The 14,936-nt window shown below is 56.3% G+C and carries 17 protein-coding genes; 8 read left to right on the top strand and 9 right to left on the bottom strand.

Going from position 1 to position 14,936, the window contains the following annotated elements; translation table 11 throughout:
- Positions 1-90 precede the first annotated feature (90 nt).
- Positions 91-996 (bottom strand): LysR family transcriptional regulator, encoded by a 906-nt coding sequence (locus B5G37_RS04505; protein WP_087254549.1) that lies wholly within the window; start codon positions 994-996, stop codon positions 91-93.
- 133 nt (positions 997-1,129) lie between these two features.
- On the opposite strand from B5G37_RS04505, the gene B5G37_RS04500 reads away from it, so the two are divergent.
- From B5G37_RS04500 to B5G37_RS04470, 7 genes are all read left to right on the top strand, one after another.
- Positions 1,130-2,077 carry a flavodoxin family protein gene (locus B5G37_RS04500; protein ID WP_087254546.1) on the top strand — a complete coding sequence of 316 codons (948 nt, stop codon included), beginning with the start codon at positions 1,130-1,132 and terminating at the stop codon, positions 2,075-2,077.
- 20 nt (positions 2,078-2,097) lie between these two features.
- A complete protein-coding gene (locus B5G37_RS04495) occupies positions 2,098-4,089 on the top strand; it encodes an FAD-dependent oxidoreductase (RefSeq protein WP_087254541.1) in 1,992 nt (663 codons plus the stop codon).
- A gap of 211 nt (positions 4,090-4,300) precedes the next feature.
- Complete coding sequence (locus B5G37_RS04490; protein ID WP_087254538.1) at positions 4,301-5,587, top strand: dihydroorotase; 1,287 nt, start codon at positions 4,301-4,303, stop codon at positions 5,585-5,587.
- 3 nt (positions 5,588-5,590) lie between these two features.
- On the top strand, positions 5,591-6,514 hold the full coding sequence (gene pyrF / locus B5G37_RS04485) for an orotidine-5'-phosphate decarboxylase (RefSeq protein ID WP_087254534.1): 924 nt from the start codon (positions 5,591-5,593) through the stop codon (positions 6,512-6,514).
- Between the two features lie 22 nt (positions 6,515-6,536).
- Positions 6,537-7,307 carry a dihydroorotate dehydrogenase electron transfer subunit gene (locus B5G37_RS04480; protein WP_087254530.1) on the top strand — a complete coding sequence of 257 codons (771 nt, stop codon included), beginning with the start codon at positions 6,537-6,539 and terminating at the stop codon, positions 7,305-7,307.
- On the top strand, positions 7,300-8,217 hold the full coding sequence (locus B5G37_RS04475) for a dihydroorotate dehydrogenase (RefSeq protein ID WP_087254529.1): 918 nt from the start codon (positions 7,300-7,302) through the stop codon (positions 8,215-8,217). The genes B5G37_RS04480 and B5G37_RS04475 overlap by 8 nt, the downstream gene beginning before the upstream one ends.
- A 28-nt stretch (positions 8,218-8,245) precedes the next feature.
- On the top strand, positions 8,246-9,400 hold the full coding sequence (locus B5G37_RS04470) for a bifunctional histidine phosphatase family protein/GNAT family N-acetyltransferase (protein ID WP_087254526.1): 1,155 nt from the start codon (positions 8,246-8,248) through the stop codon (positions 9,398-9,400).
- A gap of 47 nt (positions 9,401-9,447) precedes the next feature.
- On the opposite strand, the gene B5G37_RS04465 is transcribed toward B5G37_RS04470, so the two are convergent.
- Entirely contained in the window at positions 9,448-9,738 is a 291-nt protein-coding gene (locus tag B5G37_RS04465) for a hypothetical protein (RefSeq protein WP_087254523.1), read from the bottom strand.
- 228 nt (positions 9,739-9,966) lie between these two features.
- Here B5G37_RS04465 and rbr point away from each other — a divergent pair, with 228 nt between their 5' ends.
- Positions 9,967-10,500 (top strand): rubrerythrin, encoded by a 534-nt coding sequence (rbr, locus tag B5G37_RS04460; RefSeq protein ID WP_087254520.1) that lies wholly within the window; start codon positions 9,967-9,969, stop codon positions 10,498-10,500.
- Between the two features lie 58 nt (positions 10,501-10,558).
- On the opposite strand, the gene rsfS is transcribed toward rbr, so the two are convergent.
- The 7 genes from rsfS to ftsY are packed head-to-tail and all read right to left on the bottom strand — an operon-like array spanning position 10,559 to position 14,925.
- Positions 10,559-10,924, bottom strand: a complete 366-nt coding sequence (gene rsfS / locus B5G37_RS04455; protein ID WP_087254770.1) for a ribosome silencing factor — start codon at positions 10,922-10,924, stop codon at positions 10,559-10,561.
- A gap of 31 nt (positions 10,925-10,955) precedes the next feature.
- Complete coding sequence (nadD, locus tag B5G37_RS04450) at positions 10,956-12,155, bottom strand: nicotinate (nicotinamide) nucleotide adenylyltransferase (RefSeq protein WP_087254517.1); 1,200 nt, start codon at positions 12,153-12,155, stop codon at positions 10,956-10,958.
- 49 nt (positions 12,156-12,204) lie between these two features.
- Positions 12,205-12,510, bottom strand: coding sequence for a ribosome assembly RNA-binding protein YhbY (yhbY, locus tag B5G37_RS04445; protein WP_087254516.1), 306 nt, complete (start codon positions 12,508-12,510; stop codon positions 12,205-12,207).
- Between the two features lie 13 nt (positions 12,511-12,523).
- Positions 12,524-13,114: an XTP/dITP diphosphatase gene (locus B5G37_RS04440; RefSeq protein ID WP_087254513.1), complete on the bottom strand. Its 591-nt coding sequence runs from the start codon at positions 13,112-13,114 to the stop codon at positions 12,524-12,526.
- A complete protein-coding gene (rph, locus tag B5G37_RS04435; RefSeq protein WP_087254510.1) occupies positions 13,111-13,833 on the bottom strand; it encodes a ribonuclease PH in 723 nt (240 codons plus the stop codon). Before rph ends, B5G37_RS04440 begins: the two co-directional genes overlap by 4 nt.
- A 19-nt stretch (positions 13,834-13,852) precedes the next feature.
- The gene (locus B5G37_RS04430) at positions 13,853-14,059 is read right to left on the bottom strand and encodes a hypothetical protein (protein ID WP_087254506.1); all 207 of its coding nucleotides are present in this window, start codon (positions 14,057-14,059) and stop codon (positions 13,853-13,855) included.
- Entirely contained in the window at positions 14,059-14,925 is an 867-nt protein-coding gene (ftsY, locus tag B5G37_RS04425) for a signal recognition particle-docking protein FtsY (protein ID WP_087254767.1), read from the bottom strand. Before ftsY ends, B5G37_RS04430 begins: the two co-directional genes overlap by 1 nt.
- Positions 14,926-14,936 lie beyond the last annotated feature (11 nt).

The raw sequence follows: 14,936 nt of genomic DNA, 5'->3' as shown, positions 1-14,936 counted from the left end.
GATGCAAAAGCATCCGGGATCTTTGCTTTTTCATATTGCCCATACCGGAAACGGCCGGACATTCTTTTGAGGATGTCCGGCCGTTTCCAGTTAGAAAAACCCCGGGTCCTGGATGAGTTTGCGCCTTACCATGTCCATAAACCACTCCACCGCCGGGTTGTCCGAGGGATGTCGCCACGCCACCCCTAAGTCAATGCTGGGCACCGCCCCGTTGAGGGGGATATACACCAGATCGGAGTGGATGTAGTTGTGGATGTGGTAAGGCAAAAACGCGATGCCCTGGCCCGTCTCCACCGAGAAGAGCACCTCTTCCATGGTGGGACACTCCACCACAGAACGGGGTGTGAAATTCATCGCCCGACAAATCTGATAAAACTGCTTATACATATACCCCGCCGCCGACTTGGCCAGGCACACAAAGGTCTCTTTGGAGAGGTCTCTGATGTCTAAAGTGGTATGCTCCAGGCACGGGTGCTGCTGAGGGCACACTATGCAGTAGTGGTCGCTTGACAGTTTCTGGTGCAAATAGCCCTCCCAGCCATCCATGTCGGAAAGGACAGAGAACAACACGTCGTAGGCGCACTGTTCCCCACCCATTTGCAGCCCCGACGCCACATTGCACATCAGCTTCACTTGCACCTGGGGATACTGCTGTCGGTAAGCCCGGACAAGCTGAGGCAAAAAGTGCCGGGTGGCGCTGCTCAAGTAGCCGATGGTCAGCTGCACATCCCCCATACTCTCCAACTGTCTAAGCCGGGCAATGTCCCGCTCCTGCTGCTCTAACATGATGTTGACATCTTCCAGAAACAGCTCTCCTGCGGCCGTCAGCTTCACGCTGCGGGTCGTGCGCAAAAAGAGCTTGGCCCCCAGTTCTCGCTCCAGAGCGGAGATCTGATGGGTGATGGCGGGCTGGGTCACATAGTTCTCCCGGGCAGCCTCGGTAAAATTGCAGTGGTCCGCCACTGACAAAAAATAGCGCAATTGCTCGGTATTCACTGTCCGTTCACCTCTCTTATTCTCTATTCTACATTAATAAACTTTTTTATCAATGAGCAAAAAAAGCAAAATTTCACTTCCTTCACAGCTTATGTTAATATTTTAACATCAATACAACAAAGGAGATGGACCAATGGCCTTCAAAGTCATGGGAATCACCGCTGGCCGTAAGGACAGCAACTGTGAAATTCTGCTCAAAGAGGCGCTTCTCGCCTGTCAGGAGATGGGCGCTGAGGTGCAAATGATCAACCTCAAGGATTATGAACTGTTGGACTGCAATGGATGCACCGCCTGCACCATGGGGATGTCCATGGGCAAGCATGTCCCCTGCTCTCTGGAAACCAAAGACGACAAGCACAAAATCATGAAAGTCATGCTGGATCAGGACGCTGTGATTTTTGCCGCTCCCACCTATGATTTGATGCCTTCCTCCTTGTTCCTGAAATTCATGCACCGTAACCTGGCCTACGAATCCGCCTTTCTGACCAAGATCGGTGCCATTCCCCACAAGGACCGTGTGGCCGGCCTGATTGCTGTGGGTGGCTCCACTCGCGCCTGGCAGTCCATGGCTCTGGAGTGCATGCAGGCCACTACCTTTACCAACAGCTTTAAGGTGGTGGATATGTATATGGCTACCCAGGTTCCTGCCCCTGCTCAAGTACTCCTCCACCAGGAGAAGTTGGACCGAGCCCACGAGATCGGCGTAAACATCATGTACGCCCTGAACACCGAGCCGGACCAGCGCAAGTGGTTGGGCGATCCCGACTACGGCTGGTGCCCCAACTGCCACAGCAATGCCCTGTGTCTGGGCGAGCCCCAATGGGGCGGCCTGCACTACCCCATTGAGTGCGTAGTGTGCGGTGCCGGCGGTGACCTGGAAAAGACCGAGGACGGGAAATGGCGCTTTGTCATCGCCTCCAACGGTCTGGAGCGGGATCGCACCACCGAGGAAGGCCGCGGCGTCCACTGTGATGAGATTGCCGATACCCAGGGTGGTTTCTTCTCCAACCCTGAGAAGCGCAAGTTGGTGGCCGAGCGGCTCCCCAAGTACAAGGAAATCCAGTTCCCAGGGTTGGACTAAGGTAGAAAGGAGCAGTTAAGATGGAATTCAAAAATCTGTTTAGCCCCATGCAGGTGGGCAATGTTACTTACCGTAACCGCATTGTCAGCGCTCCCATGGCTTTTGGCCTGGTAGTACAGAATCCCGAGGCTCGGGACTTCACCTACCGCAAGCTGGAAGGCCCCGCCAAGGGCGGCAACGCCTGTGTCATCGTGGGTGAGACCGATGTCAACTTCACAGACGCCATCCGTATCCCCGGCTTCCGCCCCTTCGATTTCGCCAAGCCCGAGGAGGACATGGAGACCTTCAATGCCGTAGGCGAGTACGCCCGTCGCATCAAGAAGCACGGTGCTGTGGCTCTGGCCGAGCTGGTGCACTGCGGCAAGGAGAAGGTGCCTTTTGCTCCCGACCAGGAGGCTATTGGCCCTGTGGAGTCCGTCAACTTGGCCGGTGTGAAGGTCCGCGCCATGAACACCGACGACATGGAGCGCATCGCCAACGATTTTTCCGTTGCCGCCACCTATATGCAGAAGGCTGGTTTTGACGGTGTTCTGGTCCACGGTGGACACGGCTTCATTTTCACTCAGTTCCTCTCCCCACTGATGAACACCCGCACGGACGAGTATGGTGGCAGTCTGGAAAACCGGGCCAAGTTCCCCCTGCAGATTCTCCGAGCCATCCGGGAGGCGGTAGGCCCTGACTTCCTGGTGGAGTTGCGCATCGATGGCACCGACCACCAGCCCGGTGGTATTACCCCCGAGGAAACCGGCGAGTTTATTGCCATGGCGGAACCCTACATCACTTCTGTACATGTCACCTGCGGCATTTATGAGGAGTCTGTCAAGTCTGGCACCGAGAGCAGCATGTTCCATCCTCATGGCCTGAACATCGACACTGCAGCTATTATCAAGCAATACACAAAGCTGCCTGTGGGCGCTGTGGGCGGAATCAACTCCCCCGAAATGTGCGAGCAAGCCATTGCTGATGGCAAGGTGGACTTTGTCATTCTGGGCCGCCAGATGCTGGCTGACCCTGAATTTGCCAACAAAGCGAAGAGCGGCTGCGCCGATCAAATTCGCCGTTGCCTGCGTTGCTACAAATGTTTCCCTGGCTCACCTGAGGAGGGCTACGATGATCTGCCCTTTACCAGCGAGCAGCTGGCCCTGTACGTGGGCCACTGCACCATCAACCCCCTGGCTCACCTGCCCTTTAATCCCGACACTCTGTCTCCCGCATCCAAGTGCGAGACCGTCCTCATTGTGGGCGGTGGCGTTGCTGGTCTCCAGGCCGCTATCACTGCCTGCGACCGGGGACAGAAAGTGATTTTGGCCGAGCAGCATGACTACTTGGGCGGCCTGTTGCGCTTCACTGACGTGGACGTGGATAAGCCTGACCTGCGCAACTTTAAAAACCTGCTGGTACGGGAGGTGGAGCGCCGGAACATCGACGTGCGCTTCAACACCACTGTGACCCCTGAGAACATTGGCTCCTTCGGCGCAGATGGCGTCATCTTTGCCACTGGCTCCCTGCCCAGCTGTCCTCCCGTATGCAGCATTGAGCACGCACATCAAGCTATGGACATGTATGACGGCAAGGTGGTCCCTGGCCACAAGATTGTCATGGTTGGCGGCGGCCTGGTGGGCTGTGAAGCCGGCCTACACCTGCAAAAAACCGGCCATGAGGTCACTGTGATCGAGATGGTGGACCGTGTGGCCAACGAGGCCTTCGGCATGTACCGGGAGGCTCTGGTCTGGGAGATGGAGAAGAACCACATGGTCATGATGCCCAAGACCCGCTGTCTGGAGATCACCCCCAACAGCGTGAAGGTGGAGAACGCCGACGGCGTACAGACGCTGGAGGCCGACACCGTCATCTACGCTCTGGGTATGCGCAGCGTGGACATCTCCGCCCTCAAGGAGGCGGCAGAGACCCAGGGCCTGAAGACCTGGGTGATTGGTGATGCCATCGCCCCTGGCAAAGTAGATCAGGCTACCCGTAGCGCCTATCTGGCTGGTATCGAGGTAGGCAAGTAAGCTTTCAATTTTCTTTTTTACAGGGTGACGCATTCCATATGATGGAATGCGTCACCCTGTTTTTATATTTCTTGCTGGGAATCCCCGTTTTTCCTGTCATCTTCTCCGAATCTTTTGGGAATATCATCGCACTTTTATGGAATTATGAATTGCATCCTTCTGCTATATCGTGTATAATAGAACGAATTTAGTAGAAGCAATACGAGGAGTGATGAATTTGAAATTACTGGTGAAAGGTGGACGCGTGGTTGATCCCTCCACCGGAATGGATCAAATCTGTGACGTACTTGTGGACAACGGACGCATTGCCGCCGTGGGTGAATCTCTCCCCACACCAGAAGAGCACTGCTCCGTGCTGGACGCCACCGGATTGGTGGTGGCCCCTGGCCTGGTGGATCTCCACGTCCACCTGAGAGAGCCGGGATTTGAGGACAAAGAGACCATCGCCACCGGATGTGCAGCTGCTGCTCGGGGCGGTGTAACCACTTTAGTGGCCATGCCAAACACCCGCCCCGCCACCGACTGTCCGGAGATGGTGGCACGGGTCAAGGAGAAGGCTGCCTCAACTGGAATTAACGTCTACCCTGCTGCCGCCGTTACGGTAGGTCAAAAGGGCGAAGCGCTCACCGATTTTCAGGCCCTTTGGCAGGCAGGTGTCCCCGCCCTGACCGACGATGGTGTGCCCATTCAGAACCTTGCTCTGCTGCGACAGGCCATGCAGCAAGCCCGCACCTTGGGGCTGCCTATTTTGGACCACTGTGAAGATAGAGACATGGTGCGCAACTATGCGGTCAATGAGGGTGTTATATCCCAGCAGTTGGGGATTCCCGGCCGCCCTGCCATTGCTGAGGAGTTGCAGGTGATGCGGGACGTGATGCTGGCCAAGGATACCGGAGCCCGGGTACACATCTGCCACATCTCTACGGCTGGTACGGTAGAAATCATCCGCCGCGCCAAGGCCGACGGAGTGGCTGTGACCTGCGAAACCTGTCCCCAGTACTTCACGCTCACTGAGGAAGAAGTTTTGCGCCAGGGCACCATGGCCAGGGTCAACCCTCCCCTGCGAACTCACGCAGACCGGGAGGCCATTTTGAAAGGCTTGAAGAATGGCACCATCGACGCCATTGTCACCGATCACGCCCCTCACTGCGCCTGGGAAAAGGCCCAGGACCTGCAGCAGGCGCCCAGCGGAATGGTGGGACTGGAGACCTCTCTGGGTCTGTCTCTGACGTACCTGTACCATGCCGGACATATGAGCTTGCTGGATGTGATCAATCGCATGAGCACCGCTCCTGCTGCCCTGCTGCGCCTGCCCAAGGGCACATTGCAGGTGGGACAGCACGCCGATATGGTGATCTTCGACCTGGATGAGAGATGGACGGTGGATCGGGAGGCATTTGCCTCTAAGGGTCGCAATACCCCCTTCCACGGCTTCCAACTCCAGGGCAAAGTGAAATATACCATTTCTATGGGTCAGATTATTTATCAGGAGGATTGAGCTATGTCATTCGATGTTCTGCAAGAAAAAATCCGAGAGAAGTCCAACCCCACTGTGGCCGGTCTGGATGCCCGCGTGGAGTACATCCCCCCTCACATCCTGAAAAAATACACCGATCAGCTGGGTGAAACGCTGGAAGCTGCCGCTGAAGCTGTGCGGGAGTTTGACTGTTGCCTCATTGATGCCCTGTGTGACATCGTTCCCGCTGTGAAGCCCCAGGCCGCCTACTTTGAGATGCTGGGCTGGCGCGGCATGAAGGTGATGGAAGAAGTCATGGCCTACGCCAAGAGCAAGGGACTGTACGTCATCGCTGATATCAAGCGCGGCGACATTGGCACCACTGCCACCGCCTACGCAGAGGGCTGGCTGGGCACCACCCAGGTGGGCTGCACCGCTCTCCCCGCTTTCAACGCGGACTGTGTGACCCTCAACGGCTACATGGGCTCCGATGCCATCAACCCCTTCCTCAAGGAGTGCGTGGCCCACAACAAATCCGCCTTTGTTCTGGCTAAGACCTCCAACCCCTCTTCCGTGGAGTTGCAGGACATGGTGGCCGGTGATCGCCTGGTGTATACCGTGATGGGCGATCTCATCGAACGCTGGGGCAAGGACACTGAGGGCACTTGTGGCTATCAGGCTCTGGGCGCTGTGGTGGGCGCTACCCACCCCTCTGTGCTCAAGGAGCTGCGCCGCCGCCTGCCCAAGACCTTCTTCCTGGTGCCCGGTTACGGTGCGCAGGGCGGCACCGCTGAGGATGTGCGCAACGCCTTTGATGAACTGGGCCACGGCGCCATTATCAACGCCTCTCGTTCCATCATGTGCGCCTGGAAGAAGACCGGCAACGACGGTGTGGACTACCAGGAAGCTGCCCGTGCCGCAGCCATCCAGATGCGTGACGAGCTGAAGCAATTCATCACCGTCCGGTAACGCGCAAGAGAGGGAGAATGACATGAAAGTAGAACAGACTTGTACCATCGTGGAGGCCGTTCAGCTTCCCTCCGGTGGCGTATCTATGACCTTCCAGAGCCATGGTATGGCGGCTCAAATCACCCGCCCCGGTCAGTTTGTCCACGTCCGCTGTGGAGAGGGCCTGCTTTTGCGCCGCCCCATCTCCATTTGCAGCTGGTCTGTAGAAGGCGACCTGATCCGCATGGTCTTTGAGGCCCGCGGCGAGGGCACCCAGTGGCTGGCTCAGCGTCAGGTGGGTGAAACTCTGGACGTGCTGGGCCCTCTGGGCCGTGGCTTCCAGATGGAACCTCAGGGCCGCTACCTGCTGGTGGGCGGTGGCATCGGTGTGCCTCCCATGCTGGGCTGTGCCAAGCATGCCGGAGAGCACAACACCGCGATTTTGGGCTTCCGCTCTGCATCCAACTCCATGTTGGTGGAGGAGTTCGCCACCTGCTGTGAGCAGGTTCGTGTGGCTACCGATGATGGCAGCATGGGGCACCACGGCTTCGTGGATGCCCTGGTGCGAGAGGAGCTGGAGCGTAACCCCGGCTATACCGCTGTGTTGGCCTGTGGCCCCAAGCCTATGCTCCGCTCTGTGGCCAAAGTGGCTGAGGCTTTTGGCGTCCCCTGCCAGGTCTCCGTGGAAGAGCGCATGGGCTGTGGCGTAGGCGCCTGTCTGGTGTGCGCTTGTAAGGGCGCTGACGGACACCAGAAGCATGTGTGCAAAGACGGCCCCGTCTTCGACTCTAAGGAGGTGGCTTGGGATGACTGAACCCTGCATGAAGGTCAATTTGGCCGGCGTTGAGCTGAAAAACCCGGTGGTTGTGGCCTCTGGTACCTTTGGTTTTGGCCGCGAGTACGGCCAGTTCTACAACCTGTCTGAGCTGGGAGGCATCTGTGTCAAGGGCCTCACTGCCCAGCGTCGTGAGGGCAATCCTGCCCCCCGCATTGCAGAAACTCCCATGGGTATTCTCAATTCCGTGGGCCTGCAAAATCCAGGCGTGGACGCTTTCATTGCCGAGGAGCTTCCCTTCCTGCGCCAGTATGACGTGAAGGTCATTGCCAACATCTCGGGCAACACCCCTGAGGAGTACGGCGAGATGTGCGAAAAGCTGTCTGCTGCCGGCGTGGACATGATCGAGGTCAATATCTCCTGCCCCAACGTCAAGGCGGGTGGACTGGCTTACGGAACCAAGCCCGAGCTGGCAGCCGAGGTCACCCATATGGCCAAGTCTCACTCCACCGTCCCTGTCATGGTGAAGCTCTCCCCCAATGTCACCGACATCACCGAGATTGCCCGCGCTGTGGCGGACGCTGGCGCTGATGCGCTCTCCCTCATCAACACTCTGCGAGGCATGCGCATTGACATCAATACACGCCGCCCCATTTTGAAAATGAACACCGGTGGCCTCTCCGGTCCTGCCGTACTCCCTGTGGCTGTGCGTATGGTCTGGGAAGTGGCTCAGGCTGTGAACCTGCCTATTCTGGGTATGGGCGGCGTGGCAAAGGCTGATGATGCCGCCCAGCTGATGTTGGCTGGTGCCAATGCCGTAGCCGTTGGAACCGCTTGCTTTGCCGATCCCTATGCCCCTGTGCGGGTGCGGGACGGTCTGAAAGAGCTGGCTGTTGCTCAAGGTTTGGATTCCATTGCCCAGCTCACGGGTGGCGTACGCCCCTGGTAATTGCCCCACGAAAGAAGAGAAGAACGACATGACCACAATTTATCTCATCCGGCACGCCCAAGCAGAGGGCAATCTGTACCGCCGCTGTCAAGGCTGGTACGATGGCCTGCTCACCGCCCTGGGGCGTCGCCAGGTGCAAGCTCTGGCTTCCCGCTTTGAAGGGGTGCACATTGACGCTGCCTATTCCAGCGATCTGACCCGTACCATGGAAACCGCCAAGTCGGTTTGTCTCTCCCGGGGGCTGCCCCTTCATTTGGACTCTGACCTGCGGGAAGTGGGATCCGGCTGTTGGGAGGACCACACCTGGGGGGATTTACTCTATGCCGATCCGGAATCCTTAAAACAGTTCTGCCTGTGTGATCCCCAGTGGCACGTGGACGGAAGTGAAACCTTCCCCGGCGTGCGGGAACGTATGATGTGCGCCATCACCAGCATTGCTGCTGCCCATCCCAATCAAACCGTTGCGATCTTTTCCCATGGTAGTGCCATTCGCACCGCTATCTCGGGATGGCTGGGTATTCCGCTGGAGGAAATTGACACATTCCCCTTGGGTGACAACACCTGTGTGGCCAAACTGGAAATCCAGGACGAACAGGTTCATGTGTGTTATTACAACGACAACAGCCATTTGGGCGAGTTGGCCAATCGCATTCATCCCAAAAACAACTCAAGCCAGGACATTCTGGAATCTCTGCGCAAAACTTCCCTACGCTTCCGTCCTTTGCAACTACCGGAAGAAGAGGCGTTTTATCAGGAAGCCCGTAGAGAAGCATGGATGACCAGCCACGGCACCATGGATTGCTTTGACGGCCAAGGGTTTCTGGATGTTGTCCGGCGCAATTCTGAGTACGCCCCTGAAAGCGTCCTGGTGGCTATGTTGGACCAGGAGCCTGTGGGCATTCTCCAAATGGATTGGCAACAACAGGCGGAAGAAGGCGTGGGACGTATTCCTTTCTTTTGCGTCCTTCCTCCCTATCGTTCTCGAGGTTTTGGCGTGCAAATGCTGGGGCAAGCGGTTTCCACCTATCGGAAATTGGGCCGTAAGCGTCTATTGTTGCGCTGCGCCCCGGAAAACCAGCGGGCCAAGGCTTTCTACCACCGCCATGAATTTCACAAAATTGGGGAAGAACTTGGCGGGACTGGTGTTTTGGACACTATGGAAAAGTACATCCACCACGAATAAACAAAAAGCAAGCTGCCAAGGGTACTCACCCTTGGCAGCTGCTTTGCTTATCTGGTCATATCGTCTTTCATCCGATTCATCTCATCTTGGACGCTATCTGCAGCGTTCTCAATGCCACGCTTGGCATCATCTATTCCCTCTTCGACGCCATCTTTGACATCATCTACCCCGTCCTCGATGCCTTCCTTCACATCGTCCATGCCATCCTCCACACGCTCGTCCAGGCCGGGAGTGGAGTCCGGCTCACCGTCATTGTTTTGATCACTGGTGCCTCCGGCTCCGCCGCCCTGATCGGCATCATTGGGTGTCTGACTGGCCGGGATCACATCCGGGGTCATTTCTGCTGGTTTGCTGGAGCATCCAGCAAATACAAAGCACGCTACAAGCGCTAACGCTAACATTGACCATGTTCGTCTCATATCCTCACACTCCTTTTTGAGATACTAGAAGTATGTAACAGAACGTTAAAAAATATATCAGAAATTTTTTCTTGCCACCAATCCATAGGCGTAGTATGATGAAGAAAAGCTCATCCTAAGATGAGCTTCACTGAAGGAGGTATTACTATGGAACTCAAAGGAAGCAAAACCGAGGCCAATCTGTGGGCTGCTTTTGCTGGAGAGAGTCAAGCTCGCAACAAGTACACCTATTTTGCCAGCAAGGCTAAGAAGGAAGGCTATGAGCAGATTTCTGCTCTGTTTACTGAGACTGCCAACAACGAAAAGGAACACGCCAAGATCTGGTTCAAAGAACTGGGCGGTATCGGCACCACCCGTGAGAACCTGAAGGCTGCTGCCGAGGGCGAAAACTATGAGTGGGTGACCATGTATAAGGAGATGGCAGAGACTGCCCGCGAGGAAGGCTTTGATCGCATTGCCGACTTGTTCGAGGGCGTTGCCGTCATCGAAAAGGAGCATGAGGAGCGCTATCTGAAGCTGCTGGCCAACCTGGAGAACGATATGGTGTTCTCCGCTGGCGAGCAGACGGTTTGGATCTGCCGCAACTGTGGTCACGTCCATGTGGGTATCGATGCGCCCGCAGAATGTCCCATCTGCGCCCATCCCCAGGCCTACTTTGAGCGCCGCGCAACCAATTATTAAGTATTAAGTCTTAAATAAAAGAAGCACCTCGGCATCCTACCGAGGTGCTTCTTTTACATTAGTCTTCAGGTTTCACCAGATACTCATCCAGGTTGACCATGGTAGCATCAGACCACAGCCGCTCCAGAGCGTAGAACTCCCGGGCTTCCTCGGTGAAGACGTGAACCACAACTGCAGAGTAGTCCAGCAGGGTCCACTGACCGCCCCGGTGTCCCTCCACGTGATGGGGCTCCTCACCAGCCTGGGTCATGGCGTCCTCCACGGCATCGGCCAGAGCCTTCACCTGGGTATTGGACGTACCTGTGCACAGCACGAAGTAGTCTGCCAATGTGGTCTGGTCGGCGGTGTAAAGCACCTTGATATCCTTACCCTTTTTTGCGTCCAAGGCCTTCACGGCCACAGCGATCATTTCCTTTGATGTCAGCAATGGTTGTTTCTCCTTTCGTCATTACCCATTAGGGGTGTTGCAGTGCAAGTTCATCTTTCAGCCATTGATAGGCACGAAGCGTATTGGTGTGAATGGGCTGGTTGCGCTCTCTCATGTCTTCCATGGACATCTCCACACCCATGAGCATGGCAGCCTTTAAATCCTGATAGGCCAAGGTCCGCATCTCCTCTACCCCATCAAACACTCGATTTGGCTCAATATAGTCGGCCATATACAAAATCATCTCTTCCAGCGTCATATGGTCACGACCTGTGGTGTGGTAGGAGATGGCCTGACACACAATGGACTCTTGCCCAAACATGTGCTGGGCCAAGGCAGCGCCGCTCTTGGAGTGAAGTAGCTTTTCGGATCTGCGTTCCATCTCATCCAGAGAAAATCCATATCGGTCACAGATGGCCAAGTGCTCCTCCAGGGGGAAATACTTGGTGCAATCGTGGAGAATGCCGGCTCGACGCATCTGCTCTACATCCGCACCCCAGCGGCGCGCCAAACGCACAGCCTCCTCTTCCGTCCCCTTGATATGGGCCAAACGCTTGGCCTTGACCATGGAGTTGGAGACACACCGCAATTCTTCCACAGACAGTTGGGCCAGATTGGCGTGGGTGTGATAGAGATGCTCCCGCAGAATATAGCCGTATACCGGCTGTGAGAGGTGCTCCATACCCCCACCCTGGGGCAAAAGACTACGAATCTGGGTGGAGGATACTTCGCGCAGGTCAGGGATCTCAATCACCTGAACCCTGGCATGGTATCGTTGAGCCAAGGCCGTACAATGGGTACGGCAGCGCTCCATGTCCTCGCGGGTGCGGGCAAAGGCACAGATGCCAGCCAGCTCCATAATGCGCTGGGGACGATGCCAGTCCTCCAAAGAGAGGAACATATCAGAGCCCATGAGTAGCCACAGCTCATCCTCCGGCCACCGCTCCACCGCTTCCTCCAGGGTATCCACGGTATAGCTCTTCCCTTCCCGTCGGAGCTCCACATCCCAGACCTCTGCCTGGGGGCCGAGTTGATCCGCAGTCAAAGCGGTCATGGCCATGCGCTGCTGAGGGGTTGGGCTGCCTGGAGGCAGCTGCTTGTGAGGAGGCTGGCTGTTGGGTACCAACACCAACTTGTCCAGCTCCAGACTGGCCATCGCCGCCCGAGCAGCTGCCATGTGCCCCAAGTGGGGCGGGTTGAAGCTTCCACCATAAATACCAATTCTCATCTTGCCATCACATTCCTTTCCCTTTTTGGATGGTATGTGCCAACGAGAGTTACTTTACCAGTTTGATACGCTTGTCCTTCTCTTTGCTGTGGGTCTCACGGTAGAGCACAAACTTGGTACCAATGACCTGGACCACCTGGCTCCGAGTCGCGCGAGCCAGTTCCTCTGCCCCTTCCCGGGCGGAGAGCATGGAGTTTTCCAGAACCTTGCCCTTGATGAGCTCTCGGGCCTCCAGGGCGTCATCTGCCTGGCGGATAAGATTCTCTCCAATGCCATCCTTGCCAATGTGCAGAATGGTATCAATGTTGTTGGCCAGCCCACGCAGCTGTGCTCTCTGTTTGCTTGTCAAATCCATGTGTGAACTCCTTTTACTTCTTTAAATATTCTTCCAGCTTCTCCCGAAACAGGGCCAAAGCCTTTCCACGGTGGGAAATCTCGTTTTTCTCCTCTGCCGTCAGTTGTGCAAAAGTCTTTTTCCGCTGAGGCAGGAAAAACACCGGATCATAGCCAAAGCCGCCCTCACCCTGAGGCGCATAGGCAATGGTACCTTCGCACTCACCTCTAGCGGCGAGAACATCCCCGTTGGGAAAACAGCAGGTAATCACCGATACAAAACGGGCAGTACGAGGGGTTTGTCCACGCATATTTTCCAGCAACAGGCGATACCGACCCACATCATCCAGACCGGGGCCGCCGTACCGAGCGGAGTAGACGCCGGGCGCTCCACCCAAGGCATCCACGCACAGGCCAGAATCATCGGCAATGGCGGGCATTCCGGTAGCCTCCATCACCGCATGGGCCTTGAGCAGGGAGTTGGCCTCGAAAGTATCCCCGGTCTCCTCCACATCCACATGTACGCCCAGCTGAGACTGCAAACACACCTCAATACCCAGTTGGGAGAGAATGTCGTTCATCTCTTTGAGCTTCTTCTCATTTTGGCTGGCCAGTACCAGTTTCATTGCACACCCTCCAAAACTTCCTTTTGCCGCTGGACGAGCTCCTCAATGCCCTTCTGGCACAGAGCCACCAGCTGTTGCTGCTCGGCCAAGGTGAAGGCGCGGCCCTCACCGGTGCCCTGCAGTTCCACCAGGGCGCCTTCCTCATTCATCACGCAGTTCAAATCCACCATGGCAGAGGAATCCTCCTCGTAGCACAGATCCAGCATGGGGACATCATCCACAATACCAGCAGAGATGGCAGCCACATAGTGCTTCACCGGAGAGGCGGGCAGGACGCCGTCCTTTACCAGCTTGTTGCAGGCCATGGCCAGAGCCAAGAATCCGCCGGTGACGCTGGCGGTACGAGTACCACCATCCCCTTGCAGCACGTCGCAGTCCACAGTGATGGTCATATCCGGCAACATGGTCATATCCACCGCCGCCCGCAGGGAACGACCAATCAGACGCTGAATCTCTGCTGAGCGGGGAGAGAGTTTCAGCTTGGATACATCCCGGCGGGAGCGCTCCCGGTTGGCCCGAGGCAACATGGAGTACTCCGCGGTGACCCAGCCGGTTCCTTCGGGCACATGGCGGGGAGCGGTCATCTCCACGCTGGCGCAGCACAGCACCTTGGTGTTCCCACAGGTAATCAATACACTTCCCTCAGGAAACTTCACAAAATTGGTTTCAATCTGAATGTCTCTAAGCTGATCTACTGCTCTTCCATCCAAACGAGTCATGATGTTCTCCTCCTTACCGTTATCCCGCAATGGTCATGCCAACCACCTGACAGATGGCCGAAATGACGCCCATAGCTGCCAGAGCGATTCCCACGATGCGTGCGGTTCTCACCGATTTCTCGGGCACATCTTTCCGATTCATCCGCTTTTGTAAATAGGGCACCGGGTTGATGGCATACCAAACGCCATATCCCGTCACCAAAAGACTGAGTACCAACCAAACCATTACAGCAACGCCTCCACAAACGCCTTGGCATCAAAGGGCTGCAAATCGCCCACCTGCTCGCCAACGCCTACGTATTTGACCGGCACACCAAGTTCTTTGGCAATGGCAATGACAATGCCGCCCTTGGCGGTGCCATCCAGCTTGGTGAGCACAATGCCGGTGATACCCGCGCTCTCCCCGAACTGTTTGGCCTGAATGAGACCGTTCTGACCTGTAGTAGCATCCAGCACCAGCAGAGTCTCCCGGCTGGCATCGGGGCACTCCCGATCAATGACTCGGGAGATTTTGTTGAGCTCATTCATCAGGTTCTGCTTGTTGTGCAGACGCCCGGCGGTATCCACCAGTACTACGTCGGTCTTTCTGGCCTTAGCTGCGCTCATGGCGTCATACACCACGGCGGCGGGGTCGGCACCCTCATGCTGCTTGATGATGTCCACGCCGGCACGCTCAGACCAGATGGTGAGCTGGTCGGCGGCGGCGGCGCGGAAGGTATCTCCCGCACACAGCAGTACACGCTTCCCTTCTCCCTTCCAACGGGCAGCCAGTTTGCCAATGGAGGTGGTTTTGCCCACGCCGTTGACCCCGATAAACAGCACCACTGCAGGGGGGCGGCTCATATCTACGCTGGAATCACCCACTGTGAGCAACTCGGCCAAAATCTCCTTCATACAGGCCTTGGCACCCTCGGTATCTTTGATCTTGTCACGCTTACACCGCTGCTTGAGCTCCTCCACCGCTTCCATAGTGGTCTCTGCCCCCATGTCTGCCATGACCAGAGATTCCTCCAACTCGTCATAGAAGTCGTCATCCAGCTGAGAGAAACCGTTAAAAATTCCTATCTTCTTTATCTTATCAAAAAATCCCACGTTTTTCACCT

Origin of the sequence: Pseudoflavonifractor sp. An85, assembly GCF_002161235.1 — a bacterium.
Classification (GTDB): domain Bacteria; phylum Bacillota; class Clostridia; order Oscillospirales; family Oscillospiraceae; genus Enterenecus.
The sequence above is the reverse complement of the archived record's forward strand: the minus strand, read 5'-3'. Positions and strand labels throughout refer to the sequence as shown.